Annotated in this window: 22 protein-coding genes and 1 tRNA gene; 5 read left to right on the plus strand and 18 right to left on the minus strand. The window is 65.0% G+C overall.

Going from position 1 to position 25,717, the window contains the following annotated elements:
• Positions 1-42 precede the first annotated feature (42 nt).
• Positions 43-124: transfer RNA gene (locus DX923_RS10290), tRNA-Gln, on the minus strand.
• A 145-nt stretch (positions 125-269) separates the two neighbouring features.
• Here DX923_RS10290 and DX923_RS10295 point away from each other — a divergent pair.
• Complete coding sequence (locus DX923_RS10295) at positions 270-902, plus strand: TetR/AcrR family transcriptional regulator (protein ID WP_116114630.1); 633 nt, start codon at positions 270-272, stop codon at positions 900-902.
• A 146-nt stretch (positions 903-1,048) separates the two neighbouring features.
• On the plus strand, positions 1,049-1,570 hold the full coding sequence (locus tag DX923_RS10300) for a MarR family winged helix-turn-helix transcriptional regulator (protein WP_116114632.1): 522 nt from the start codon (positions 1,049-1,051) through the stop codon (positions 1,568-1,570).
• A gap of 51 nt (positions 1,571-1,621) precedes the next feature.
• Here DX923_RS10300 and DX923_RS10305 read toward each other — a convergent pair whose 3' ends face one another.
• From DX923_RS10305 to rsmI, 15 genes are all read right to left on the minus strand, one after another.
• Positions 1,622-3,451, minus strand: a complete 1,830-nt coding sequence (locus DX923_RS10305; protein WP_116114634.1) for an ABC-F family ATP-binding cassette domain-containing protein — start codon at positions 3,449-3,451, stop codon at positions 1,622-1,624.
• Positions 3,452-3,501: 50 nt separating this feature from the next.
• Positions 3,502-4,440 (minus strand): 4-(cytidine 5'-diphospho)-2-C-methyl-D-erythritol kinase, encoded by a 939-nt coding sequence (locus tag DX923_RS10310; RefSeq protein WP_116114636.1) that lies wholly within the window; start codon positions 4,438-4,440, stop codon positions 3,502-3,504.
• Between the two features lie 4 nt (positions 4,441-4,444).
• Positions 4,445-5,386: a 16S rRNA (adenine(1518)-N(6)/adenine(1519)-N(6))-dimethyltransferase RsmA gene (rsmA, locus tag DX923_RS10315; RefSeq protein WP_116114638.1), complete on the minus strand. Its 942-nt coding sequence runs from the start codon at positions 5,384-5,386 to the stop codon at positions 4,445-4,447.
• A 142-nt stretch (positions 5,387-5,528) separates the two neighbouring features.
• Positions 5,529-6,386 (minus strand): TIM barrel protein, encoded by an 858-nt coding sequence (locus DX923_RS10320; RefSeq protein WP_116114640.1) that lies wholly within the window; start codon positions 6,384-6,386, stop codon positions 5,529-5,531.
• A gap of 138 nt (positions 6,387-6,524) precedes the next feature.
• Positions 6,525-7,514, minus strand: a complete 990-nt coding sequence (gene iolG, locus DX923_RS10325; protein ID WP_116114642.1) for an inositol 2-dehydrogenase — start codon at positions 7,512-7,514, stop codon at positions 6,525-6,527.
• Positions 7,515-7,606: 92 nt separating this feature from the next.
• Positions 7,607-8,623 carry a Gfo/Idh/MocA family protein gene (locus tag DX923_RS10330; protein WP_116114644.1) on the minus strand — a complete coding sequence of 339 codons (1,017 nt, stop codon included), beginning with the start codon at positions 8,621-8,623 and terminating at the stop codon, positions 7,607-7,609.
• Between the two features lie 357 nt (positions 8,624-8,980).
• Positions 8,981-9,823 carry a TatD family hydrolase gene (locus DX923_RS10335; RefSeq protein ID WP_116114646.1) on the minus strand — a complete coding sequence of 281 codons (843 nt, stop codon included), beginning with the start codon at positions 9,821-9,823 and terminating at the stop codon, positions 8,981-8,983.
• On the minus strand, positions 9,820-11,658 hold the full coding sequence (gene metG / locus DX923_RS10340) for a methionine--tRNA ligase (protein WP_116114648.1): 1,839 nt from the start codon (positions 11,656-11,658) through the stop codon (positions 9,820-9,822). The genes DX923_RS10335 and metG overlap by 4 nt, the downstream gene beginning before the upstream one ends.
• Before the next feature lie 118 nt (positions 11,659-11,776).
• The gene (locus DX923_RS10345) at positions 11,777-12,520 is read right to left on the minus strand and encodes an SIMPL domain-containing protein (RefSeq protein WP_116114650.1); all 744 of its coding nucleotides are present in this window, start codon (positions 12,518-12,520) and stop codon (positions 11,777-11,779) included.
• Positions 12,521-12,641: 121 nt separating this feature from the next.
• Positions 12,642-13,379: a succinate dehydrogenase/fumarate reductase iron-sulfur subunit gene (locus DX923_RS10350; protein ID WP_116114651.1), complete on the minus strand. Its 738-nt coding sequence runs from the start codon at positions 13,377-13,379 to the stop codon at positions 12,642-12,644.
• Positions 13,376-15,385 carry a fumarate reductase/succinate dehydrogenase flavoprotein subunit gene (locus DX923_RS10355; RefSeq protein WP_116114653.1) on the minus strand — a complete coding sequence of 670 codons (2,010 nt, stop codon included), beginning with the start codon at positions 15,383-15,385 and terminating at the stop codon, positions 13,376-13,378. The genes DX923_RS10350 and DX923_RS10355 overlap by 4 nt, the downstream gene beginning before the upstream one ends.
• 16 nt (positions 15,386-15,401) lie before the next feature.
• Positions 15,402-16,127, minus strand: coding sequence for a succinate dehydrogenase cytochrome b subunit (locus DX923_RS10360; protein ID WP_116114655.1), 726 nt, complete (start codon positions 16,125-16,127; stop codon positions 15,402-15,404).
• Between the two features lie 328 nt (positions 16,128-16,455).
• On the minus strand, positions 16,456-17,682 hold the full coding sequence (rocD, locus tag DX923_RS10365) for an ornithine--oxo-acid transaminase (RefSeq protein ID WP_205413023.1): 1,227 nt from the start codon (positions 17,680-17,682) through the stop codon (positions 16,456-16,458).
• A 134-nt stretch (positions 17,683-17,816) separates the two neighbouring features.
• On the minus strand, positions 17,817-18,932 hold the full coding sequence (gene ald, locus DX923_RS10370; RefSeq protein ID WP_116114657.1) for an alanine dehydrogenase: 1,116 nt from the start codon (positions 18,930-18,932) through the stop codon (positions 17,817-17,819).
• Positions 18,933-19,125: 193 nt separating this feature from the next.
• Entirely contained in the window at positions 19,126-19,959 is an 834-nt protein-coding gene (gene rsmI / locus DX923_RS10375) for a 16S rRNA (cytidine(1402)-2'-O)-methyltransferase (protein ID WP_116114659.1), read from the minus strand.
• A 55-nt stretch (positions 19,960-20,014) separates the two neighbouring features.
• Here rsmI and DX923_RS10380 point away from each other — a divergent pair, with 55 nt between their 5' ends.
• Entirely contained in the window at positions 20,015-21,670 is a 1,656-nt protein-coding gene (locus DX923_RS10380; RefSeq protein WP_240322592.1) for a dolichyl-phosphate-mannose--protein mannosyltransferase, read from the plus strand.
• A gap of 57 nt (positions 21,671-21,727) precedes the next feature.
• Here DX923_RS10380 and DX923_RS10385 read toward each other — a convergent pair whose 3' ends face one another.
• Entirely contained in the window at positions 21,728-22,114 is a 387-nt protein-coding gene (locus tag DX923_RS10385) for a hypothetical protein (protein ID WP_116114662.1), read from the minus strand.
• A gap of 153 nt (positions 22,115-22,267) precedes the next feature.
• Here DX923_RS10385 and DX923_RS10390 point away from each other — a divergent pair, with 153 nt between their 5' ends.
• Both DX923_RS10390 and DX923_RS10395 read left to right on the plus strand, forming a co-directional pair.
• On the plus strand, positions 22,268-23,953 hold the full coding sequence (locus DX923_RS10390; RefSeq protein WP_116114664.1) for a right-handed parallel beta-helix repeat-containing protein: 1,686 nt from the start codon (positions 22,268-22,270) through the stop codon (positions 23,951-23,953).
• Between the two features lie 160 nt (positions 23,954-24,113).
• On the plus strand, positions 24,114-24,530 hold the full coding sequence (locus DX923_RS10395) for a hypothetical protein (protein ID WP_116114666.1): 417 nt from the start codon (positions 24,114-24,116) through the stop codon (positions 24,528-24,530).
• Positions 24,531-24,570: 40 nt separating this feature from the next.
• On the opposite strand, the gene DX923_RS16195 is transcribed toward DX923_RS10395, so the two are convergent.
• Positions 24,571-24,897, minus strand: coding sequence for a hypothetical protein (locus DX923_RS16195; protein WP_162872899.1), 327 nt, complete (start codon positions 24,895-24,897; stop codon positions 24,571-24,573).
• Positions 24,898-25,717 lie beyond the last annotated feature (820 nt).

Consider the following 25,717-nt stretch of genomic DNA (forward strand, 5'->3'; position numbering starts at 1 on the left):
CCGCCGCAGGTCACCAGGCCCAACCCATGTGACCTGAGTGGATGGCTCCCCGGGATGGAATCGAACCATCGTCGCTAGTCCTGATTCAAAGTCAGGCGGGCCCTGCCAGCAGACCAACCGGGGAATGCGCACTCCGGGAGACATGTCTCCCGACGTCCACCACAGCCTAGTCCAAGACAGACCGGACACCCGCAACCGAGGTGTAAGGACGCTGAGACAGAATAGGGCATGTGACGACGAGCAGGACCGATGGGACCCCCCGAGGGCGAATGACCGGCCGACAAAGACGAGAGCAACTCATCGGCATAGGCCGTGCTGCCTTCGCGCAAAAGGGATTCGAGGCGACGACCGTCGAGGAGATCGCCAACCGCGCAGGGGTCAGCAAACCTGTCGTCTACGAGCACTTCGGCGGCAAGGAGGGCCTCTACGCCGTGGTCGTCGACCGGGAGATCGAGATCCTCCTGGGCATGATCACCCGATCCCTGACCAGCTCGGGCAACCCTCATGTCCTCGTGGAACGCGCTGCTCTCGCCCTGCTGGACTACATCGAGAACAGCTCGGACGGATTCCGGATCCTGGTACGCGACTCGCCCACCGGTCAGACCACCGGCAACTTCGCCTCGCTCATGAGCGATGTCGCCAGCCAGGTCGAATATCTGCTGGCGGCCGAGTTCCGACGCCGGGATCTCGACCCGGACAATGCCCCGATGTACGCCCAGATGCTGGTGGGCATGGTGGCGCTGTGCGGACAGTGGTGGCTGGACTCTCCCCGGCAGGCCAAGGACGAGGTGGCCGCCCATGTCGTCAACCTGGCCTGGAACGGGCTGGCCGGGCTGGAGGCTACGCCTCATCTCCGCGACCGGGAACACCTCGCTCGCCGAAAAGGGGCTGCGACGGACTAGCACCGTCTTCAGCCCTCCCGCTGCCCCGCGCCGATGCGGCCACCCTGCCAGGCCGTACGGCTCTGTCGGTACCGCTGCAGTGCGTCGCAGAATCCACACCCACACACTAGTTCGATATCGAGAAACTCGCCGATAGGATGACACGCATGGCAGCACCGGGGATCCAGCCATCACGCACGGACGAGGTCGACCTCATCGTCGCAGCCTGGCAACGGGAGACACCCCATCTCGACGTCGAACCCCTCCAGGTCCTCTCGCGGCTAGCCAGGCTCTCCCGGCATCTCGACCGGGCCCGCAAAGCAGCCTTCGCGCAGCATCACCTCGAGGTCTGGGAATTCGACGTCATCTCCGCACTGCGACGCAGCGGGGACCCCTACGAGCTCTCCCCCGGAGATCTCGTCAAACAGACCCTCTCCACCAGCGGAACCATGACCAACCGGATCGACCGACTCGTCGACCGTGGCCTCGTCGAACGTTTCCCGGACCCCGAGGACCGTCGTGGAGTCCGAGTACGCCTGACCGAACACGGCCGTGCCCTCAGCGAGGACGCTCTCGCCGGGCTCCTCGACCACGAACGAGGAATTCTGGAGAGTCTCGGCGCCACAGAACGACAGGAGCTCGCGGAACTCCTGGCCCGCCTCATGGCACCCTTCGAGAACGGCCACTGACCCTCCCTGTGGCGGGGGCACGGCCCCACCGGGGCTGCCCCGCCACAGGGATCAGGGCTCAGCGATCTCCGCAGCGGTCAACCAGGCCAGCTCCAGTTCCTCCCGCTCATCGACCACGGCCCGCAGCTTGTCGTTCAGCTCCAACACCGCGGCATGGTCCGTCGCCTTCGTCACCATCTGCTGGTGCAGACGCTCCTCCACCTGGGCCAACTTCGACAGCTGCCGGTCGATCCGGTTCAGCTCCTTACGCGCTTCCCGGATCTGCGTCTGGCTGTACGTCGGCTCAGCGCCCCCACCGGCACCTCCCGCCACCGGGACCCCGGAAACCCCTGGCACGGACGCCACCGCGCTCTGCACCACCTGAGCCCGCAACTCCAAGTACTGCTCCACCCCACCGGGCAGATCGCGCACCTTGCCGTCACCCAACAGGGCCACCTGACGGTCACACATCCGCTCCAGCAGATACCGGTCGTGGCTGACCACCAGCAAACTGCCGGCCCAGCCGTCCAGAACATCCTCCATCGAGGTCAGCGTCTCGATATCCAGGTCGTTCGTCGGTTCATCGAGGATCAACACATTCGGTTCGGTCATCAACAGACGCAAGAACTGCAAGCGTCGGCGCTCACCTCCGGAGAGTTCAGACACCTTGCTCTGCTGACGCAACCCGGTGAACCCCAACCGCTGCGCCAGCTGCGACGCGCTGACCTCCCCCTTACCCAGAGCGATATAGCTGCGTACCTCGGTGATCGCGTCGATCACCCGGGCCTGCGCAAGACGTTCCAACTCCCGGACCTCCTGGGAGAGGAAAGCCGTCACCACCGTCTTGCCGACCTTGCGTCGTCCCCCGTCCAAGGCCAGTTCACCGAGAAAAGCCCGCAGAAGAGTCGACTTTCCGGCACCGTTCACCCCCACGATGCCGACCCGGTCACCAGGTGCCAACCGCCAGGTCACCCGGTCCAGGATTGTCCGCTCCCCCAAACGGACACTGGCATCGACCAGGTCGATGACGTCCTTGCCCAGACGTCGCGTCGCGAAACTCACCAGGGACACCTCATCCCGCAGCGGCGGCTCGTCCGCGATCAACGCCGAGGCCGCTTCCACCCGGAAACGAGGTTTGCTCGTCCGCGCTGGAGCCCCTCGACGTAGCCAGGCCAGCTCCTTCCGGAGCAGATTGTCCCGGCGTTCGGCCGTCACCGCAGCCACCCGAGCCCGTTCCGCCTTCGCCAGGACATAGGCCGCATAGCCGCCCTCGTACGACTCGACCTGCCCGTCGACGACCTCCCAGGTCGTCGTGGCCACCGCATCCAGGAACCAACGATCGTGCGTGACCACCACCAGAGCGGCGTCCGAACGGGTGCGTACCGACGCCAAGTAGTGGGCCAGCCAGGCCACGCCTTCCACGTCCAGATGGTTGGTGGGCTCGTCCAACAGGATGACGTCCGGATCCGCGACCAGGAGAGCCGCCAGAGCGATCCTGCGCCGCTCCCCACCCGACATCGGACCGACGACCGCATCGAGCCCGCCGACCCCACCGGCCTGGATGTCGCCGAGCAGCCCCACCATCACGTCGCGAACCCGCGGGTCCGAAGCCCACTCGTACTCAGCCATACCACCGAAAACGGCTTCCCGGACGGTCGCTTGCGGAAGCAGGTCGTCCACCTGGGTCAACATGCCCAACGAAACGGTGGAGGCCCGGGCGATCCGGCCGCTGTCGACCTGTTGGCTACCGGCGAGCACCCTCAGCAAGGTCGACTTGCCACCACCGTTACGACCCACGATGCCGATCCGATCACCGGTCAGGACCCCGAGCGACACCTCGTCGAGAAGATGCGTCGTCCCCAGGGACAGGTCGGCGCGTTCGACGGAAATCAGATTGGCCATGGTTCCTTCACAGTGGACGACGACGTGGGAAAAGCAGGACGAGAGCTGGTTCAGCGGGTGCGCGGATTCATGACGACATGGGCACCGTGTACCGGGCCGGTGACCCGTTTGACCTCGGAGGCCAGACCTGAAGCCGTCAGAGCGACCGCGAGATCCAAGGCATCTTCCGGCCCTTCGACCAGGAAAGCGACCGTCGGTCCCGAACCAGAGACCAGACCGCCACAAGCTCCGTATTCACAACCGAACGTGAGGATGTCCTGGAGGCGCGGTTGCAGAGAACAAGCTGCTTCCTGCAGGTCGTTGCGCAGCGCCGCACCCAGAGCGTGGGCATCCCCCGACCGAAGCGCCTGCACCATCGCCGTCCCCGGTTCAGGATCAGGAATCGGTGCGTCCCCCCGGAGACGATCGCATTCGGCGAAGACCTTCGGCGTGGACAAACCTTCGTCGCTGGGTACCAAAACCCAGTGGTACCGCCCTTTACCCAGCACCGGGGCCACCTGCTCGCCCCGCCCGGAACCTACCGCGGTACCTCCGACCAGGGCGAAGTTCACATCGCTCCCCAGTTCTGCAGCGCACTCGTGCAGGAGTTCGCGGTCACCGTCCAACCCCCAGAGTGCGTCGAGAGCCACCAGCGTCGCAGCAGCATCCGCCGACCCCCCGGCCATTCCGCCGGCGACCGGGATCTCCTTGTCGATGGTGATGGTGCACGGCGTGACCCGAGCGGATGAGCCGGCCCGCGATGCCAACAACCGACCGGCCCGCACGACCAGGTTGTCTTCCCCGACCGGGACCAGGTCGGCATACGGCCCCAGGACCTTGACCCGCCATTCGTCGGACGGAGACACGGTGACCTCGTCGAAGAGCCCGACAGCGTGGAAGATCGTCGACAACCCGTGGTAGCCGTCGGCCCGTGGGGGGCCCACGACGAGCTCCAGATTGATCTTGGCGGGAACCCGCACGACCACAGACTCCGGTTGCACGCTCGTCATACCTTCACCCTATGTCGGTGGCCGCAGTGCCCTGTTGCCGCTTCCACGCGGCAACGACCCGGGCGAAGTCCTCCACCCGCAGCTGCTCTCCTCGGGTTCGAGGGTCGATCCCGGCTTCCACCAGAGCAGCCTCCGCCCGGTCAGTGCCTCCGGCCCACCCCGACAGAGCCGCCCGCAAAGTCTTCCTCCGCTGCGCGAAAGCGGCATCGACACAAGCGAAGACAGCTTGGCGATCCACGCCGACCGGTTCCTGTCTACGCACCAATCTGACCAAGCCGGAGTCGACATTGGGCACCGGCCAGAAGATCGAGCGAGAAACGCTCCCCGCCAATCCCACGTCGGCGTACCAGGACGCCTTCACGCTCGGAACCCCGTAAACCTTGTTTCCGGGCGATGCAGCCAGCCGCTCGGCAACCTCCATCTGCACCATGACCAAGGCCCGCTGAATGCTGGGGAAACGCTCCAGAAAGGTCAACAGAACCGGCACGGAGACGTTGTAAGGCAGATTGGCGACCAGAGCGGTCGGCGCCGGGCCGGGAAGCTCCCGCACCGTCATGGCATCGGCATGCACCACCCTCAACCGGTCGGCACGTCCGGCCATCACCGCAGACACCGTCCGAGGCAGTTCACCGGCGAGCGTCGGGTCGATCTCCACCGCGGTCACACCCTCGGCCTGTTCCAGGATCGCCAGGGTCAGCGACCCCAGTCCTGGACCGATCTCGACCACGGTGTCCTGCGGCCCCACCTCGGAGAGCCGGACGATCCGACGGACCGTGTTGGCGTCGACCACGAAATTCTGGCCCCACTGTTTCGTGGGACGGATCCCTAGACGACCGGCGATCTCCCGGATGCGGCCAGCACCCAACAGCTCGACCGGTTCGACGCAGAGCTCAGTCAGATCGACGTCGGGTCGTTTGTCCGAAGACCCGGAAGAGGGGCATGTCATGAGCTGCAGCTTAACGATCCGCGGGCTCGGCCTGCAGGCGTGATCGCCCCGCGTCGTCATTCACGTCGTCGACCTGACGGACGGCCGTAGGGCGGGTTGGTCCGACCCACACCCCACGACCGCGACCCCGTCGCTGTCGGCTTCAGCCCAGGCTCTTCAGGAAGGCGATGGAGGACCGTACATCAGCGACAGGGCCCTCGCCCTCGGGCTCACCCGGAAGGATGGTGTCCTGCTCGAGGACGTACCAGCCGTCGAAGCCGACCTTGTTCAGATCCTTGATGATCGAGGAGAAGTCGACGTCTCCTTCTCCCAGCGGGACGTAGATGCCTTGACGGACTGCGTCGGTGTAGGTCAGCTCACCGGAGCGAACCTTGGCGACGACGTCCTGGCGGACGTCCTTGGTGTGTACGTGGTTGATCCGATCGGCATGGCGACGGACCAGGTCCACCGGGTCGGTGCCACCGATCATCAGGTGACCGGTGTCCAGGCACAGCCCGATCCGGGAGCCCTCCATGACCCGCTCGACCTCGTCGGCCTTCTCGATCATGGTGCCGACGTGCGGGTGCAGGCTGGCCTTGATCCCCCGGGACTCGGCGAGTGCCTTGAGCTTGTCCAGGTTGCTGAGCAGCGCGGTCCAGCCTGCGTCGTCCAGGACGGGTCGGTCGTCGTAGCCGTCCTGTCCGGTCGCGGCAGCCAGCACCAGGACGTCTCCGCCGGCTGCTTCGAAGGAGTCAAGTTCACGGCTGACCTCCTCGGAGGGGTCGTGTCCGGGGTCGTGCAGGACGACGGGGACGAAGGCGCCGACGGCGGCCAGGCCGTAGGGCTTCAGCGCTTCGGCGCGCTCTGCTGGGGCTTCGGGGAGCCAGCCCTGCGGGCCGAACTCGGTGGCGGTCAGCCCCACTGACTTCATCTCGGTGAGTACCCGCTCGGGAGTCAGCTGGAATCCCCACCCCGGGACCTCGCAGACACCCCAGGAAATCGGTGCACCGGCGATCTTCATGTCTTCTGCTCCTTCGTGATGTCGACCGGAGGTGCCGGTGGTGACATCTGCTGTCGTGATGGTGTGTTCGGGTTCTCCGGCGTCTGGGATCTCGAGGCCGGAAGTTCCGGGAAGAGCGGTGTGCCTTCCCGGGAGTCGTCAGGACAGCCGCACTCGTTCTCCGGTACGTGCGCTGTGGGTGGCGGCGTCGGCGATGACCAGAGCGGCCCGACCGTCGTGCACATTCGGGGTGATCGGGGTGTCGTGTTCCACTGCGGTGACGAAGGCCGACAGCTCGGCGGTGTACGCGGCGGTGTACCGCTCCAGGAAGAAGTTCAGGTAGGGCGCGGCGGCTTCGGTGTAGCCGGGTCCGGAGTATCGGACGAGGGTGGCCCTGTGGTTCGCGGCTTCCAGCATCCCCGTGGATCCGCAGACCTCGAGGCGCTGGTCGTATCCGGAGGCGCAGTGGCGGTTGTTGATGATGGTGGCCACGGCACCGGAGGCTGCGGTGAGGGTGATGACGGCGGCGTCGAAGTCACCGGCGGCTTCGATCTCCGGGTCGAGGTGCTGTCCGACGGCACTGACCTCGACGATGTCGCCGAGCAGGAAACGGGCCATGTCGAAGTCGTGGATGGTCATGTCGCGGAAGATCCCGCCGGACTGGGCGACGTAGCTGGCGGGGGGCGCGGCGGGGTCGCGGCTGATGATGGTGACCTGTTCGATGTCGCCGATCTCGCCGTTGGCTGCGCGGGTCCGGATCTCGGCGAATCCGGGGTCGAAGCGGCGGTTGAAGCCGATCATGACGCGGTCGGCGCGGTCGCCGAGTTGGGCGAGGCAGGCGTCGACGCGGGCGAGGTCGAGGTCGACCGGCTTCTCGCACATGACCTTCTTGCCTGCGGCGGTGGCGGCCAGGATGTGGTCGACGTGCAGAGGGGTCGGTGATCCGATGATGACGGCGTCGACATCCGGCGCGTGGAGGACTTCGTCGACGGCCAGTGTGGATTTCGCACCGTATTGTGCGGCCAGGCGTGCGGCGCCGTCGCCGAAGGGGTCGGCGATCCAGGCGAGTCGGGTTCCGGGGTGGGCGGCGACGGCGGCGGCGTGCACGGTGCCGATGCGGCCGGCTCCGATGACGGCGATATTGAGCATGGTGTCGGTTCCTTCTGGAGGTGTGCCGGTGTGGTGGCCGATGGCAGGTCGTGCCGTCGGGTCGTGCTCGGGTGGCGAAGCGGTGCCGGCGCTCAGGAGGTGCGGATCTCCTCGACCAGCACGGGGCGTCCTTCGCGGTAGGAGGTGGTGGCGGCCATGGCGACGTAGAGGGCTTCGAGGGCGTCGGCGGCGGTGCAGGGGCTGGGTGTGCCGTCGAGGACGGCGTCGACGAAGGCGCTGAGTTCTGCGGCGTAGCAGGGGGCGAAGCGTTCCAGGAAGTCTTTCCAGACCGGGCCGGGCAGGTCCTGGTGTCCGGGTTCGGCCGAGCGGAGTGGTGCCCGGTCGTCGAGGCCGACGATGACGCCGCCTTTGTCCCCGGCAAGTTCCATGCGGACGTCGTGGCCGGCACCGTTGTACCGGGAGGTGTGGGCGGTTCCGAGGGTGCCGTCTTCCAGGGTCAGCAGGAGCACTGCGTCGGAGGCGTCCTGGGAGGCTGCGTAGACGGGGTCGCCCTTGGCGGTGCCACAGGCGTAGACCTGGTGGACGCGTTGTCCGGTCATCCAGCGCAGGATGTCGAAGTCGTGGATCATGCAGTCACGGAAGATGCCCCCGGAGGTGGGGATGAAGGTCGGGTCCGGGGTCTCCATGTCGCAGCTGAGCAGGTGCACACGGCGCAGTTCTCCGAGTTCGCCTGCGGTCAGGCGCCGTTTGGCTTCGAGGTATCCGGCGTCGAACCGACGGTGGAAGCCGATGTGGTTGAGGTTGCCGGCGGTTTCGAGGGCCTCGATGGCGCGTCGTGCTTCGGCGATGTCCATGGCGACCGGTTTTTCGCAGAAGACGGGCATTCCCGCCTCGGCGGCTCGGACGAGCAGGTCGGCGTGGGTGTCGGTACCGGTGGCGATGACGAGGCAGTCGATCCGGTCTCGGTCGAAGAGGTCGTCGATCGTGGCGTGGGAGACGCCGAGTTCGCCTGCGACGGCAGCTGCACGCCCGGGGAGCGTGTCGGCCAGGACGAGTTCCCCGACGCGGGGAAGGTCACGCAGGACGACAGCATGTCCTAGGCCGATCCGTCCGATACCCAGCAGTCCGACACGCGCCTGGTCCTGCATATGACAACTCCTTCGTCGCCGTGAGCCGCCTGGGCTCCTCATCGTCGTGGACGGCGTCGGTCAGAGGGTTCGCCCGGACCTTGAGCGGTGGTGCTGCAGCCGCTGCGCCGTACATGCCAAGTCGACAGTTTGTGAGCATGTTCTGTCAAGGCCGTTAGTCACAGGGCGGCACTGATGACAAAGCGCGGAAAAGTCACCCCCTGCCAGCGAAAAGCCCTGCATCGGACCACGAAAAAAGCTGCGCATCACGGCGTAATCGACAACGCCGGAGCCGCCGACCCCGCCCACGGACACCCACCAGAACACTGCAAGTTCTCACATCATGAGACAGCAGGGGTGTCCGTGGGTCGGTCCAGGTCACCACGGACCGTAAAGACGCTCCGCATTCTCCGACAATGCTCCGCACAACGTCGGGACATCCACCCCGAGAACCCCGGCCATCACCCGCACCGTCAAAGGCACCAGAGCCGGAGCATTCGTCCGCCCACGGAAGGGCACCGGCGCCAGATAGGGCGCGTCCGTCTCCACGAGAAGCTGCCCCAGCGGCACCACCGACAAGGCATCACGCAGACCACGAGCATTCTTGAAGGTCGCTGTCCCCGAGAAGGACAGGTAATAGCCCCGGTCCACGCATTCACGAGCCATCGCCAGATCACCGGAGAAACAATGCAGCACCGTCCCCTCCGGCGCACCCTCCCGTGCAAGCACCGCCAGGACGTCCTCATGGGCGTCCCGGTCGTGGATCTGCATCGGCAGCCCCAGACGCTTCGCCATCGCGATGTGCGCGGCGAAGGCCTCCCGTTGCACCCCTCGACCCTCCGGAGGCGTCCGGAAATAATCCAGGCCGGTCTCCCCCACCGCACGCACCCGCGGATGCGCAGCCAAGGACTCGATCTCAGCCAGGGCATCCGCCAACTGCCCGGACTCGGCCAACACCGGCACCTCGTTGGGATGCAGTGCCACCCCTGCCAGGACAGCAGGATAAGCATCGGCCAGCGCAACCGCCGCCCTTGCCGCCTCCAGATCACAGGCGATGTGCACCACCCGGTCGACCCCCACGGCAGCAGCAGAACGCAGCAGATCCGCCACGTCCGGGGCGTCCTCCCCCGCCCGGGACATGTCCAAGTGGCAGTGGCCGTCGACCACTGGCAGAGGGAGCGGGTCGACCTGCGCCGACCCGCCCCCTACCTGAGCGGTCACGCCGGGCTTCCCCCGTCGTCGACCCGCAGCCGAGCCACCTCTTCGTCCACCACGCTCGGGTCGAGCTTCGTGAACACCGGGGACGGCTTCGCGATGGGAGTACCGGCTACCACCGGAGTCGAGGCCCACGCCGGGAAGTGGCTGTACTCACCGGTGATGATCGGATACGTGTGCAATTCCTCCCCGATGCCCTCGACCTCGTCGGCGAAGTCCTCGACCATCTCGATCCGAGGCATCGGTGTCATCGTTCCGTCACCACCCATGACCTGATGGACCGCATTGGAGGAATGGGGCAGGAAGGGGCTCAGCATGATGTTGAGATCGCAGACGCACTGAGCCAGCACATGGAGGATCGTGCCGAGCCGCTCACGCTGATCCTCGCCCTTCAACTTGAAGGGTTCGGTCCGGGAGATATAGGCGTTGACCTCACCGACGAGACGCATCGCTTCGGCGATGGCGGCGCGCTGACGGTGCTTCTCGATGAATGCACCGACCGTGGCGAAGCCTCCCCGCACCGCCGCGAGAACGTCCTCGTCACCGGCTTCCAGCGGACCACACGCTGGAATCTCCCCGAAGTTCTTGGCGATCATGTTCGCCGTACGGTTCACCAGGTTTCCCCAGCCCGCGACGAGTTCGGAGTTCGTCCGGATCACGAACTCCGACCAGGTGAAGTCGGAATCGCTGGACTCCGGGCCCGCCGCACAGATGAAGTACCTCAAGGCATCAGGCTGATAGCGCGACAGCATGTCACGCACATAGATCACGACGCCGCGCGAACTGGAGAACTGTTTGCCCTCCATCGTCATGAACTCACTCGCCACGACCTCGGTCGGCAAGTTCAACCGACCGTAGTGACCCGACTCGCCACCGTGTTCACCCTTACCCATGTAGCCCAGCAGCTCCGCCGGCCAGATCTGGGAGTGGAAGGTGATGTTGTCCTTGCCCTGGAAGTAATAGCTGACCGCTTCCGGGTCACCCCACCATTCACGCCACCGCTCCGGTTCCCCGATCCGGCGAGCCCATTCGATGGACGCCGACAAGTAGCCGACGACGGCGTCGAACCAGACGTAGAGACGTTTCCCGCTTTGTTCCCGCCAACCGTCCAACGGAATCGGGATGCCCCAGTCGATGTCCCGGGTCATCGCACGGGGGCGCATCCCCTCCAGGAGGCCTTTGCTGAACCGGATGACATTGGGTCGCCAGGTGCCGTTCTCCTCGCGATCGTCCAGCCACCGGGCGAGTGCTTCTGCGAGCGCAGGAAGGTCGAGGAAGAAATGCTGGGACTCGACGAACTGAGGAGTCTCTCCGTTGATCCGGCTCTTGGGGTCGATGAGATCGGTGGGATCGAGCTGATTGCCGCAGGCGTCGCACTGGTCGCCACGGGCGTCGGTGGCGCCGCAGATCGGGCAGGTTCCCTCGATGTACCGGTCGGGCAGGGTACGTCCGGTCGACGGGCTGACCGCGCCGAAGGTGGTCTTCTCCATCATGTAACCGTTCGCGTGGACCTGACGGAACAGATCTTGGACGACGGCGTAGTGGTTGCGGGTGGTGGTCCGGGTGAACAGGTCGTAGGACAGACCCAAGTTCACCAGGTCTTCGACGATGATCCGGTTGTTGGTGTCGGCGAGCTCACGAGGGGTGACTCCGGCCTGATCGGCCGCCACCAGGATCGGGGTTCCGTGCTCATCGGTACCACTCACCATCAGGACGTCATGCCCGGACATTCGCATGTAACGGCTGAAGACGTCGGAGGGCACGCCGAAACCTGCGACATGCCCGATGTGGCGGGGGCCGTTAGCGTACGGCCACGCGACAGCGGAGAGCACCTTGGTCATGCCGGAGAGTCTAGTCCTGGCCTCGGGGACCTCTGCGAACAGGCGGCGTCCCCCTCACGGAGGAACGACCGCTCCGTCCCGACAGCAGGAAGGAGCAGTGGAATAGCTCCGATTCCCCTCAGAGGGTGGTGAACCGAGCGTGGACGGTGGCCTCCACCGAGACGTCCTCAGGCATGATGTCAATGCCATTCTCCCCGCCGGTGGTCAACGCCAGTGCGGCATCCCGGGATTCACCGCCTTGGAAGGATTCTCCGGCCGTCGAGCTCACCCCGGAGAGCAGACCCTGATCGGCGATCTCGACGGCTTTGACATCGGCCGCACCGGCGGCTCTGGCCACCACCAGTGCGCGCTCCCGAGCCTCATCGACGGCCTGCCCCAGCACCCACCCCGTCACCTGACGCCGGTTGATCTCGGTGAGGCTCCATTCGACGTCGTGCAAGGTGACCCCCGCGATTGTCCCCACCTGGTGGGCGAACCTCGTGAGCACCTGGAAATCCCGGAACTTGACCTTGACCACGGCAGTGGCCGCATAACGCATCGGCAGAAGCGCCCGGGCGTCGGAATAAGGGCGCCACGATCGGGTGGTGATCGGGAGAACCGCGTGCCAGGTCACCGGCGAGACCCCGTTCCCCTCGAGGTCGTGGATGCACGCTGACACCTCGTGCACAGAGGCCGTGGCCCGGTTCAACGACTCGGTACGGTCGCCGGATTCGAAACTCACCGTGAGATGCAGGGTGGCGCGTTCCGGCGGAAGAGAAGTGCGCTTGTGCCCCACCACCGTGATGTCCATACAACCCCGTTCGTCCCCTTCGACGTGGCTGCCCGGACAGCCCGTCGACCAGTTGAAACACACGCTAGGCATACCTTATCCCGAGGCGGCCTCACCGTACTCCGGCCTGTCCATGCTCTGGCGTGGGCCGGATGCGGTGCTGGCCCGTCCCGATGCTTCGAGACGGGCCAGCACCGCAGAACTCCACCGGATGTCAGTGCAGGAAGACATTCCGGACGTCGTTGTTCAAGAAGGAGATGACGTCCATCGGGATCTCCTTCGGGCAGGCGTCGGCACACGCGCCGACGTTGGTGCACCCGCCGAAGCCCTCACCGTCATGCCGTTGAACCATGGCCTTGACCCGGGTCCATCGCTCCGGCTGTCCTTGCGGGAGCAGCCCGAGATGGGTGACCTTCGCGCCCATGAAGAGCATCCCGGCCGCATTGGGGCAGGCTGCCACGCAGGCACCGCAGCCGATGCAGGCCGCTGCTTCGAAGGCCTTGTCCGCCTTCTTCTTCTCCACCGGGGCTGCGTGGGCATCCGGAGCTGCACCGGTGTTGGCGGAAATGAAGCCCCCGGCTCCGATGATGCGGTCCAGCGCCGTGCGGTCGACCACCAGGTCGTGCAGGACGGGGAAGGCCGCCGCCCGCCACGGCTCGACGATGATCTCATCGCCGTCGTTGAAATTACGCATGTGCAACTGGCAGGTGGTGACGCCCTTCTTACCGTGCGGACGGCCGTTGATGACCACACCGCAGGTACCGCAGATGCCTTCACGACAGTCGCTGTCGAAAGCCACCGGCTCTTCGCCGCGGTCGTTCAGGTCCTCGTTGAGCACATCGAGCATCTCGAGGAAGGACATGTCGGGTGAGACATTGTCCACCTGGTAGGTCGACAGCTTGCCCTGGGCCTTCGGTCCGGCCTGACGCCAGATCTTCAGAGTGATTTTCACTTGTAGCTCCGCTGCTTCAACTCGATGAACTCGTACACGAGGTCTTCCTTGTGCAGGACCGGGGCTTCGTTCTCCCCGCCCCATTCCCAGGCGGCGACGTAGCAGAACTCGTCGTCGTGACGGAGCGCTTCGCCGTCCTCCGTCTGGCTCTCCCCGCGGAAGTGACCGCCGCAGGACTCACGACGGTGCAGTGCGTCGATACACATCAGCTCGCCCAGTTCGAGGAAGTCGGCCACTCGTCCGGCTTTCTCCAAGCTCTGGTTCATCTCATCGGCCTTGCCGAGGACCCGCAGGTTGGACCAGAACTCCTTGCGCAGCTCACGGATCTTCTCGATCGCGATCTTCAGACCTGCTTCGGTGCGCTCCATGCCGCAGTATTCCCACATGATCGCGCCGAGTTCCTTGTGGTAGCTGTCGACGGAGCGGGTGCCATTGCTGGACAGGAAGTGGTTGACGCGCGCCTTGACGTTCTCCGAGGCTTCGACCACAGCTGGGTGGCTCAGGTCCAGCGGCGAGTAGGGGCCGCTGGCGAGGTAGTCACGGATCGTGTTCGGCAGGACGAAGTAACCGTCGGAGAGCCCCTGCATGAGCGCGGAGGCACCCAGTCGGTTCGCCCCGTGGTCGGAGAAGTTCGCTTCACCGGTCACGAACAGCCCGGGGACGGAGGACTGCAGGTCGTAGTCGACCCAGAGGCCACCCATCGTGTAGTGCACGGCCGGGTAGATCCGCATCGGCGTCTCGTAGGGGTTCTCCCCGGTGATCTCCTCGTACATGTCGAAGAGGTTGCCGTAGGAGGCCGAGACCTTGTCCCGGCCCAGGCGCCCGATGGCGTCGGCGAAGTCGAGGTAGACCCCTCGACGGACGCGGCGCTCGTTGCCGTCGATGTCCCGTTCGAGGATCTCGGGGCCGACTCCACGTCCTTCGTCGCACATGTTCTTCGCCTGGCGGGAGGCGATGTCACGGGGGACGAGGTTACCGAAGGCCGGGTAGATGCGCTCCAGGTAGTAGTCGCGGTCCTCTTCGGGGATCTGTCGGGGGTCCTTGTCGCAGTCTTCGGCACGCTTGGGCACCCAGATGCGTCCGTCGTTACGCAGGGACTCCGACATCAGCGTCAGCTTGGACTGCTGGTCGCCATGGACCGGGATGCAGGTCGGGTGGATCTGCGTGAAGCACGGGTTGCCGAAGTAGGCGCCCTTGCGGTGGGCCCGCCAGATCGCGGTGGTGTTGCAGCCCATCGCATTGGTCGACAGGAAGAAGACGTTGCCGTAGCCGCCGGTGGCGAGGACGACCGCGTCGGCCAGGTGGGTCTCGATCTCACCGGTGACCATGTCGCGGGCGATGATGCCTCGTGCCCGTCCGTCGACGACGATCAGTTCGACCATCTCGTGCCGGGAGAACATCTCGACCGTTCCGGCCGGGTTGTCCGGCCCCTTCACCTGACGCTCCAGGGCCTGGTAGGCGCCGATCAGCAGCTGCTGGCCGGTCTGGCCACGGGCGTAGAAGGTCCGGGAGACCTGGACGCCACCGAAGGATCGGTTGTCGAGCAGGCCGCCGTACTCGCGGGCGAAGGGAACACCCTGGGCGACGCACTGGTCGATGATGTTCGCGCTGACCTCGGCGAGGCGGTAGACGTTGTTCTCACGGGCGCGGTAGTCGCCACCCTTGACCGTGTCGTAGAAGAGACGGTACGTCGAGTCGCCGTCCTCCTTGTAGTTCTTGGCGGCGTTGATGCCGCCCTGGGCGGCGATCGAGTGGGCGCGACGCGGGCTGTCCTGGTAGCAGAACGCCTTGACGTTGTAGCCCGCTTCGCCGAGCGTCGCGGCGGCGGCGCCACCGGCCAGCCCGGTACCGACCATGATGACGGTGAGCTTACGACGGTTGGCGGGGTTGACCAGCTTGGCGTCGAACTTGCGCTTCGTCCAACGCTGTTCGATCGGCCCGCTGGGGCACTTCGTGTCTTTGACCGGCTCACCTGCGCGGTAGAGGCCGTTGATCAGTTCAGTCATGATGTCGAATCAGCCCTTACTTGATGATGCCGACGAGGATGGCTACGGGGGTCAAGGCGAAGCCACCGGCCACGGCCACGGCCACGAAGACCGCGGCGAGCTTGGCGTTGGTGCGTGCCTTCACGCTGTTGGTCCATCCCAGGGTCTGGATCGCGCTCCAGGTCCCGTGGTGCAGGTGCATCGCCAGCGCGCACAGCGCCACCAGGTAGATCAACGTCACCCACCAGATCTGGAAGCTGGCCACCACCAGCTTGTACGGGCTCTCCACGCCGTCCACCAGGAAGTCCGAGCCCATCCGTCCGTCACCGGTGAACTTGATCACGGTGAAGTGGGCCAGGTGCCAGATGATGAAGACGAAAAGCGTGATGCCGCCCCAGCGCATGGCCTTGCTGGACAGGCTCCGCTGAACCGTCATCTTGGCGGAGTACTTGGTACCGCGTGCCGCATTAGCCCGCTTCCACAAAGTGCTGGCGGCATAGATGTGCAGGCCGACCGCAAGAATCAGGCTGAGCCGGAAAAGCCAGAGAAAACCTTCATGCGGAAGGATCGGCTCGAACATTGTCCGCAGGTGGTGTGCATAGTCATCGAAAGCGCGCTGACCGGCGAACAACTTGAGGTTGCCGTACATGTGGAAGAGAACGAAGAAGACGAGATAGAGACCGGAGATCGCCATCACGATCTTCAAGCCGATTGACGAGAGGGCCGGACTCGGCCGAGTAGGTGTCAGAGTCGAAGTAGCCACGAGCGCAGTCTGCCCTGTTCTAGTGGAGGAAAAGAGATTTGACGCCCACCTCGATCGATCGTGGATCGATCCTGAAAACCGGCCGACGGCGTGGGCTTCCTCCGGCCGGGCGGCGATCACCCGGTGTCGGCGCCGCACGGACCTCCGGCCTCAAGGGCGAGAGCATCGCGGCGGCGCCCTAAGTCACCCATGTCGCTTTCCTCTCTTCGCGGTTTACCGCAACAATCCTAATTCTTCACACCCCAAAACCCACCTTGTGAGCCAGGAATCGTGCCGAAGGTCCCAGGTCGTACGAGCCTGGAAGGAGGCTCGTACGACCTCGAGATGCCTACTTCAAAGCACCTTGAAGTGCCTCCAGGAGGAGGTCCAGTTCCTTTTCGGTGATCGTCAGCGGCGGTGCGAATCGTACCGTCGATCCGTGGGTCTCCTTGGCGAGAACGCCTGCCGACATGAGACGTTCGCAAATCTCTCGGCCGGTGCCCACTGCCGGGTCGATATCGACCCCGGCCCACAGTCCGCGGGTGCGCAACCCGACGAGTCCGTTCCCGACGAAAGTGGACAAGCCGTCCGTCAGATAACGGCCCCGCTCCTGCGCGGAAGACAGGATCTCCCCTTCGGCGAGGATGCTCACCACTTCATGGGCGATCGCGCAGGCCAGTGGGTTCCCGCCGAACGTGGAGCCGTGGGATCCCGGGGTGATGACCGACATGACGTCCTCGTCGGCGAGCACGGCACTGACCGGCATGATGCCGCCGCCGAGCGCCTTCCCCAGCAGGTAGAGATCCGGTACGACCTGTTCGTGATCGCAGGCGAAGAGCGTTCCGGTGCGTCCCAGACCGGACTGGATCTCGTCGGCGATCATCAGCATGCCGTGGGTGTCGCACAGTTCGCGCACGGCCTGGAGGAAGCCGTCCGGCGGGATGTTCACACCGCTCTCTCCCTGGATCGGTTCCAGGAGTACCGCGACGGTGTCCGGGGTGATCGCTGCCGCGAGCGCCTCGATGTCGCCGAAGGGGACCCCGCGGAATCCTTCGGTGAAGGGCCCGTAGTCGGCGCGGGCGGTGTCATCCGTGGAGAAGGAGACGATGGTGGTGGTCCGGCCGTGGAAGTTGCCGTCCATCGTCAGGATGACGCCAGCACCTTCTGCGACGCCTTTGACCCGGCGGCCCCACCTGCGGGCGATCTTCACGGCGGTCTCCACCGCTTCTGCGCCGGAGTTCATCGGCAGGACGTATTCCTTGCCGGCGAGCGCTGCCAGGTCGGTGACGAAGGGGCCGAGTTGGTCGTGGTAGAAGGCTCGTGACGTGAGGGTGAGCCGTTGTACCTGTTCGACGGCGCGGGCAACCAGTCGGGGGTGACCGTGTCCGAAGTTGAGGGCCGAGTAGCCGGCCAGGCAGTCGAGATAGCGTCGGCCTTCGACGTCCTCGACCCAGACTCCTTCGCCGGACCTGATGACGACTGGTAGCGGGTGGTAGTTGTGTGCTGCGTGGCTTTCGGTGAGGGCGATGTGCTGTGCGCTGTCCAGTGGTCTTGCCTCTGTCTGGTCCCCAGCCATGGGCCTGTCCTTCCCGTCGTCGCTTGTTCTGTCGAAAAACAGGATGTCAGAACGTAACTCACCCCGGTGGGGCGGCCTCGACGCGACATCGGGCCCCTACCGGGGTGAGCAGGAGAGGTCAGGAAAGCGCTCGGTCAGGCGAGCACCTTCTCCAGGGGGACGTAAGACATGCCGAAGGCTTCGGCGACGCCGGGGAAGACGACTTCTCCGCCGTAGGTGTTCAGCCCGAGTGCCAGCGGACGGCTGTCCCGGCAGGCTTCCTTCCATCCCTGGTCAGCGAGGCGGACGGCGTAGGGCAGGGTCGCATTGGTCAAGGCCCAGGTGGAGGTGTTGGGGACAGCTCCAGGCATATTGGCGACGCAGTAGAAGACCGAGTCGTGAACGGCGAAGGTCGGGTCGGCGTGGGTGGTCGGGTGGGAGTCCTCGAAGCAGCCGCCCTGGTCGATGGCGATGTCGACGAGCACACTTCCGGGTTTCATCTGCGAGACCAGCTCGTTGGAGACCAACTTGGGCGCTTTCGCCCCGGGGATCAGTACGGCGCCGATGACCATGTCGGCCTGCATGACCTGCTTTTTGACGGTCAGGGAGGACGAGGCCAGCCCGTGCACCCGGTTGCTGTACCGCCAGAAGCTCATCCGGAGCTTGTCGAGGTCGGTGTCGAGGATGGTGACATCGGCGCCCATGCCGAGGGCGATGTTCGCGGCATTCTGTCCGGCGACACCGCCCCCGAGGACGACGACCTTGGCGTTGGCGACACCACCGACGCCACCCATCAGGACTCCGCGCCCACCCTGGGCTTTCATGAGCGCGTGGGCACCGACCTGGGGTGCCAGGCATCCGGCGACCTCGGACATCGGGTAGAGCAGGGGGAGCATCCCGGAGGGCTGCTGCACCGTCTCGTAGGCGATGGAGGTGGTTCCGGCGGTGAGGAGGGCGTCGGTCTGGGGTTTGTCCGCTGCGAGGTGCAGATACGTGAAGAGCACGAGGTCGTCGCGCAGGAGCGGATACTCCTCGGCGATGGGTTCTTTGACCTTCATGACCATCTCGGACTCGCCCCACAGCTCGTCCGAGGTGTCGATGATCGTGGCACCTTCGGCGACGAATTCGTCGTCGGTGATCGAGGACCCCAGGCCTGCGCCTTTCTGGACGAGCACGGTGTGCCCGTGGTGGACGAGTTCGTGGACCCCGACGGGGGTGATGCCGACGCGGAACTCGTTGTTCTTGATCTCGGTCGGAATACCGATCTTCACTGCGACCCTCCTGACATGGAACGTCCCTGTGTTCCCCGGACGTGTCGTCCTGTGTGCGGCCTCTGTTGCCGCTCGTCACGAGCCTAGGAAGAAGCAGCCTTCGCGTCAGGCGAATTGCATTAATAAACAAAAGAACACAAGAATTTTGCCATTTGCTGACCTGGTTTTCGCCGGGTGAGGAGCCGATGTCGGTTCATCCTCGGGTGGTCGCTGCCGCGTAGAGCTCCTTGCTGGGAATCCCGCTCACCGCGGCGACTGCCTTGCAGGCGTCCTTGAGCCGTTCACCGGCGGCGACCCGCTCACGCACCTGTGCGAGGGCTTCGTCCGGGTCGACCCGTCGTTGCCCGGCGCCGTCGACGACGACGGTGATCTCACCGCGCACCTCGCCTTGCGCCCAGTCGGCGAGTTCGCCCAAGGTTCCGCGCCGGACCTCCTCGTAGGTCTTCGTCAGTTCGCGGCAGACCGCAGCTCGGCGGTCGGCGCCAAAGGCTTCGGCCAAGGCAGCGAGCATGGCACCCAAGCGGTGCGGCGCTTCGAAGAAGACCATGGTGCGTTGTTCGGCGTCGAGTTCGGCCAGAGCCCGGGCACGTTCTCCGGGCTTACGAGGCAGGAAACCTTCGAAGCAGAAACGTCGTACCGGGAGACCGGAGACCGCCAGTGCGCCCAGGACGGCGCTCGGACCGGGCACGCAGGTCACCCGGACGTCGTGGGCGACTGCGGCAGCGACCAAACGGTATCCGGGGTCGGAGACACTGGGCATCCCCGCATCGGTCACCACGAGGATCTTTGCCCCGGAGTGGAGTTCTTCGACGAAATCTTCGGCGCGCCCGGCCTCGTTGTGCTCGTGGTACGACACGATGCGCCCAGCCGGTTTCACGTCCAGTGCGGCGAGCAGACGCTGCAGACGCCGGGTGTCCTCAGCGGCGATGACATCGGCAGATGCCAGCTCGGCGGCCAGCCGGGGTGAGGCGTCACGGGGGTCGCCGATCGGGGTGGCTGCGAGGACGAGAAGGCCGGTGTCGGTCATAGGACGATCCTGCCAGGAAGTGGCGCGGGCACCTGGGCCGCCTACCATGTCGCCCATGACGTCAGTGAGCGCGGCGCCCCCCGAGACGCTCGGCAGACAGGCCGGTGACGACCGGCTGTCGGCCACGATGATCGGCCGGGACACGGACCTCGCCGGCCGGGTGGCCATCCTGCGCAGGCGCCTCTTGGGCTCGCCTCCCTCGGATCGACTACTCGGCTGGCTCGGCCCTTTGTTCGCTGCGCTGGTCGGCGGCATCATCCGCTTCTGGGAACTGGGCCGGATCAACACGCTCATCTTCGATGAGACCTACTACGTCAAGCAGGGCTATTCGATGCTGCTGCACGGCGTGGAGATGCGGGACAACCAGGTCAACAAGGAGAACGTCCTGTGGAATGCCGGGACCTTCGATCCGGCGAAGATCTTCATCGACGAAGCCGACTTCGTGGTGCATCCTCCGGTCGGGAAATGGGTCATCGCCGCAGGTGAATATCTCTTCGGGATCTCCGACCCCTTCGGATGGCGTTTCTCCGTGGCCTTGTTGGGAACCTTGTCGATCCTGATGTTGGGCAGGGCTGCCTTCCGTCTGTTCGGTTCGACCTATCTGGCGACCTGCGCGGCGCTGCTGTTGGCCTTCGACGGGCACCATTTCACCCACAGCCGCACCGGGCTGCTCGATCTGATCGTCATGTTCTTCGCACTGGGCGCTTTCTGTGCGCTCCTGATCGATCGGGACCACACACGGGAGAGGTTGGCGCACAAGGTCGCTCGGGGCGCTTCCCTCACGGGGACAGGCCCGTGGCTGTGGGGTCGGCCGTGGCGTTGGGTCGCAGCGGTGTGCCTGGGCCTGTGCATCGGCACGAAGTGGTCCGGGTTGTGGTTCCTGGCGGTCTTCGGCCTGATGACGGTGGCCTGGGATCTGGGTGCCCGCCGTACTGTCGGTGTCCGTCGTTGGGTGAGCGGAACCTTCGTGAAGGACGCTGTTCCTGCCGGGATCAGCATGGTCGGCACGGCCTTGGTCATCTACGTGGCGAGCTGGGTCGGCTGGTTGACGGGCAGTACCGGTTGGGGCCGTCATTGGGCTGCGGAGAATCCGCCGCAGACGGCCCTGGACGGGATCCTTCCGGATGCCTTACGCGCGCTGTGGAACTATCACCAGCAGGCGTGGAGCTTCCATGTCGGCCTGAACTCGGGGCACCCGTACGCCTCGAATCCGTGGTCGTGGATCATCATGTGGCGGCCGACCAGCTTCTACTACGAGGGGCCGAAGCTGGCCGAGCAGGGGTGCACCGTCGACCAGTGCAGCAAGGCCATCACCAATATCGGCACGGTCTCGATCTGGTGGGCAGCCGCGGCGATGATCCCGGTCCTGCTCTTCTGCTGGGCGATGCGTCGTGATTGGCGTGCCGGAGCTGTTCTGGCGGGCCTCCTGGCGGGGTGGTTCCCGTGGTTCCTCTTCCAGGAACGCACCATCTACACCTTCTACGCGGTGGCCTTCGTGCCGTGGGTGGTCCTGGCTGTGGTCTACGGGATGTCGCTGGTGTTGGTTCCGAGGACGGCCGGCGTGGGCCGTTTCCAGGTGGGGGTGCTGGTGACCGGTGGCTTCGTGGTGCTCACGATGGCGCTGTTCATCTTCTGGTGGCCGGTGCTCACCGGGCAGGTCATCCCTTATCCGCAGTGGCAGTGGCGGATGTGGTTCCCCTCCTGGGTCTGATCCGGGCAGCGGCGTGCTTCCGGCAACGTTCCGGACAGTTTGCTTTGGCTGTCCTGTTCAGCGTCTTTGCCGGTATCCGGCGAGGACGAGCAGCCCGAGTACCAACACCGAGACAGTGAGCAGGGTGGCCATCTGCAGCGCACGGTGGTCGGGGTCGATGGACGCCCAGACCGCGACCAGGATGAAGAGGATCACCGCGGCTACAGCAGGGAAGAGAATCGCGGCCACTCTGCTGGGTCGACGCCGGGCCGGGGCAGCGCCTGCAGGATTCTTCGGCCGTCGGAGCTTCTTCTGCGGACCTGCGCCGGGCCAGGAGTCGACGCCTTGAACGGTCGCAGCGCCGGGCCAGGAGGGAACCAGCGGAGCGACGGAACGCGCGCCGCCTGCTCCCGGCCAGGAGTCCGGTGGAGGCGGAGTGGCTGTGTCATGGCTCGACTCGGGCACCGTGCCAGTGTCACACGTTATGAGTGTGATGTCCGCTATTGACATCAGCCCCGGAGGGACGGCCGAAAATCGGCCGAAGTCGCCGATCCATCACTCCAACAAGAAAATTTGCGTATTCTTCGGGCAGGCCCGGAAAAAGTAAGATATTCCCCCATGGGGGCGTCTCGTGGTAGGGCTGTCGTGGCTGGTGCGGCCCCGTTGGGGTCGACGTCCTATCCGGTGCCTTCCGGGGCGTTGTGGGTGTCTCCGGTCGGGTCGGACTCGGCCCATGGCACCCAGGCCGCGCCGCTACGGACCATCGAGCGGGCTATCGCGGTCGCTCCCGAGGGCGGCACGATCGTGTTGCGCGCGGGGGTCTATCACGAGGGCCGGGCCTTGGACCTGGCCATGTCGTCCACGGTCAGCAGCTCACAGGCCGGGGCGGTGTTCACCGGCCTGCACATCACCAAGGGCCTGACGATCCAGGCCTGCGCTGGTGAGGTCGTCTGGCTCGACGGGTCGACACAGGTCACCTCGTGGACGGCCGAGACCGGGAAATGGTGGACGCCGTGGACGCTCAAGCTGCGCCGCGACCCGACCTACTCCTTCAACGTTCCCGATGGCACCCAGCCCGGTTGGGCTTTCGTGAACCCGGCCTATCCGACGGCGGCCTGGCCCGACACGGTTTTCCTCGACGGGCAGCCGCTGGCCCAGGTCGACGCCCTGTCCAAGGTGGCTGCCGGGACCTATTTCATCGACCATGCCACCGGGCGGGCCTGGATCGGGTCCGACCCGGGCGGCCACGAGGTACGGGTCACCGACCTGCAGACCGCGCTGGGCTGGTGGAACAAGCCCGGGAAACTATTGGGCGTCGGCATCCGCCGGTATGCGACCTCGATGCCTTCGCAGGCGGCGGTCAAGGCCTATGACGCGCCGGGCACCGTTGTGGAGAACTGCCATTTCGAGGACTGCACGGCCGCCGGGTTCGGGTTCTTCAACTCCACCGGGTCCCGGGCATCGGCCTGCACGATCACCCGCGCGGGGAACATCGGTGCCATGGCCACGACCAGTGATGACGTGACCATGGAGAACCTACGGATCATCCAGGCCAACTACCGCCGGTTCAACTACGCGCCCTCGGCCGGGGGGATCAAGGTCACCCGGCTACGCCGGTTCACGCTACGTGAGTCGATCATCGAACAGGCCTATGGCACCGGGTTCTGGGCGGACGAATCCGCCTGGGATGTCACCGTCCACAGCTGCGATATCACCGACGCCGACGACAAGGCGGTCATCCTGGAACTCGGTGGGAAGGGTCTGGTCTGTAACAACGTCCTGACCGGGGCAGGCGGCGACGCGATCCTGGTGTTGAACTTCGACCAGGTGCGGATCATCGGGAACACCATCGTCGGTGCGGGACGGCTGCGGAACCCGACGACCGGGCCGAAGCACACCCGGGGTGTCAATGTCATGACTGATTCCCGGGCACCGATGACCGGTTCCTCGGTCGGGCTCGATCCCCGGTACGGGACGAACTGGCCGACCTCGGACCCGTGGGTCATCAAGGCCGTCACGGTCGGGGGGAATGTCATCACCGGCTCGGACCTGCAGGCCTTCCTCGCCGTGGAAGAACTCGATCGGGACAAGACCCCGGCACGCGGCTGGCAAGCCCTGGGCCTGCACGCGGTCGGGAATGTCTACGCCCGCCGTTCCTCGTCGGAAACGGCGTGGGCGTGGGTCCTGTCCACCGCCGGCGGCCCGTCGGCGAACCCCACCGTCGACACCAGCCTGGCATCGGTGCAGGCCAAGGGATTGGAAGCCAGATCCCTTCTGCGCGATCCCGGGCCGACAGCGGGCTGAGGCAGATAACTCGACAACGAAAAGAGCCCCGCCAGTAGGCTGGGCTCGTCACACATATCTCACAGTGAGTGGAGTTCAGAGGGCATCTGTCGATGCCTCTGCGGCAGTTGCTCATCAAGCACGTCCACCACTTCCGGCAGAGGCGCCTGAAGGAACCGTCATGAAGCGCTACATCACTGTCGCCAGGATGACCTTCGGCGTGATCTTCCTGCTCGGAGGGGTGGTCCATCTGGTGCTGGGTCGCCTGGCACCCCAGGGCTATGAGGCATTCGGTCGGACCGCGGTTCTCGACGATCTTTCGCATCTTTGGGTGGTATTCGTGATGCCCAATATCGGCTGGCTCACCGTGGCCTGCGCAGTCTTTGAATGTGGGGTGGGGGCTGCGCTCCTCCGGGGTGGCGACACGGCCCGGGCCGCCGCCTTCGGTGCCCTCGGATTCTTCGCCTTCTTGCTGATTCTGGGGTACGGGTTCCCCGTGGAGTCCGTGGCCGAGGACCTTCTCAAGAACCGCGCCGGCACACCCGTCATGGCCGGGCTGCTCGCGCCGGTCGCCTTCTGCGACAGCTCCCGGCGCTGAACGGCCTGCGACCGGGGGGCCTTGATCTCTTTACACCATTTTATTGATTAGAAGGATTTCTAGTCCTGAAGGCAACCACTCCCGCAAATGAGAGCCCAATAAAAAACCAGTTATCTAAATAATATGACAGGAAAAACACGGCCAGTACACCCATGACGTCAATCACCCTGTTCGCCGTTTCATATTTCGGGACATACCCGGTATCCTCATTGGGCTTACTGAAGTAAATCACTGTGGCGAATATTTCAATAACGCCAAGAAAAGTGAGTGCAAAGCCAACAGTTTTAAAACCGAATAGATGAAGAAGTCCACCACAGACAATTAGCGCAGCGGCAGCGCCATAGATGAGCCGTTGGATTTTTTTCAAGACGAGCCCCTCATGCTTCCAGCTCCCAAATTGGGCCCAATAGCATTTCCTATTGGACCCAACAAAACTTTACCTGCAATGGGTGATATTCCGGATTCAGGTTGTTCGATCAGATTTACAGGGAATTCTGAGCTACAGTGAGATTTTCCCATCAGGCGGACGGTCCGGGGCTCATTGTAGGTCTGTCACCTGTAGGTACGGCATGTCGAGTGAAAGGTATAGGGCCCTGCCGCCAGGTTCGCTTTCGACCGAAAAAACGGACCAGCTCAGGACCCCACGTGATCACCTATCGTGGCCACCCCGCCCGTGCCTCGCGAAACCGTCGCCCGCGCGTCTCGATGGCTACGCGCCCACCGGGCCCGCTACGACCTTCGACCCCACCCAACGGGCGGCGACCGACTGGGGGAATCCTGACTGGTGAGAAAGACTTCACCGAAACCACCGAACTCGCTCGCAACGGGATCATGCACGGAACGCTCGCGAGCTTCGACAACGAAAACTTCGCGACAAAGGCACTGAACAGGCTGTTCGCAGTCACCAACTGGGCTGATGCCCGGATACGTCAAACAGTCCCGGTCGAGCCCACGCCAACGCTTCACCAGCCGCGTGGACGCTGGCGTGAAGTACAAAGCCGACGTACGACTGACTGTCCATGGCGAAACCCGCCAGATGGATCTGCATTGGGTCCAAATCGACGAAAACGGAACAACCGCGACAGAATTAGCAACCGGACCGCTGGTTACTATCACTCTACGGACCCAGACACTTCCTCAAACTTGAGGCCAAGTAGGCATGCAGCACAACTAAGTGGAGCCACTCG

The organism is Austwickia chelonae, from assembly GCF_003391095.1.
Lineage (GTDB): Bacteria > Actinomycetota > Actinomycetes > Actinomycetales > Dermatophilaceae > Austwickia > Austwickia chelonae_A.

What these genes read in the sequence shown, in the direction of transcription:
- DX923_RS10295 (WP_116114630.1), top strand. Translation starts at nt 270, where the DNA reads ATGACCGGCCGACAAAGACGAGAGCAACTCATCGGCATAGGCCGTGCT.
- DX923_RS10300 (WP_116114632.1), top strand. Translation starts at nt 1,049, where the DNA reads ATGGCAGCACCGGGGATCCAGCCATCACGCACGGACGAGGTCGACCTC.
- DX923_RS10305 (WP_116114634.1), bottom strand. Translation starts at nt 3,451, where the DNA reads ATGGCCAATCTGATTTCCGTCGAACGCGCCGACCTGTCCCTGGGGACG.
- DX923_RS10310 (WP_116114636.1), bottom strand. Translation starts at nt 4,440, where the DNA reads ATGACGAGCGTGCAACCGGAGTCTGTGGTCGTGCGGGTTCCCGCCAAG.
- rsmA (WP_116114638.1), bottom strand. Translation starts at nt 5,386, where the DNA reads ATGACATGCCCCTCTTCCGGGTCTTCGGACAAACGACCCGACGTCGAT.
- DX923_RS10320 (WP_116114640.1), bottom strand. Translation starts at nt 6,386, where the DNA reads ATGAAGATCGCCGGTGCACCGATTTCCTGGGGTGTCTGCGAGGTCCCG.
- iolG (WP_116114642.1), bottom strand. Translation starts at nt 7,514, where the DNA reads ATGCTCAATATCGCCGTCATCGGAGCCGGCCGCATCGGCACCGTGCAC.
- DX923_RS10330 (WP_116114644.1), bottom strand. Translation starts at nt 8,623, where the DNA reads ATGCAGGACCAGGCGCGTGTCGGACTGCTGGGTATCGGACGGATCGGC.
- metG (WP_116114648.1), bottom strand. Translation starts at nt 11,658, where the DNA reads ATGACCAAGGTGCTCTCCGCTGTCGCGTGGCCGTACGCTAACGGCCCC.
- DX923_RS10345 (WP_116114650.1), bottom strand. Translation starts at nt 12,520, where the DNA reads ATGCCTAGCGTGTGTTTCAACTGGTCGACGGGCTGTCCGGGCAGCCAC.
- DX923_RS10355 (WP_116114653.1), bottom strand. Translation starts at nt 15,385, where the DNA reads ATGACTGAACTGATCAACGGCCTCTACCGCGCAGGTGAGCCGGTCAAA.
- rocD (WP_205413023.1), bottom strand. Translation starts at nt 17,682, where the DNA reads ATGGCTGGGGACCAGACAGAGGCAAGACCACTGGACAGCGCACAGCAC.
- rsmI (WP_116114659.1), bottom strand. Translation starts at nt 19,959, where the DNA reads ATGACCGACACCGGCCTTCTCGTCCTCGCAGCCACCCCGATCGGCGAC.
- DX923_RS10380 (WP_240322592.1), top strand. Translation starts at nt 20,015, where the DNA reads ATGACGTCAGTGAGCGCGGCGCCCCCCGAGACGCTCGGCAGACAGGCC.
- DX923_RS10390 (WP_116114664.1), top strand. Translation starts at nt 22,268, where the DNA reads ATGGGGGCGTCTCGTGGTAGGGCTGTCGTGGCTGGTGCGGCCCCGTTG.
- DX923_RS10395 (WP_116114666.1), top strand. Translation starts at nt 24,114, where the DNA reads ATGAAGCGCTACATCACTGTCGCCAGGATGACCTTCGGCGTGATCTTC.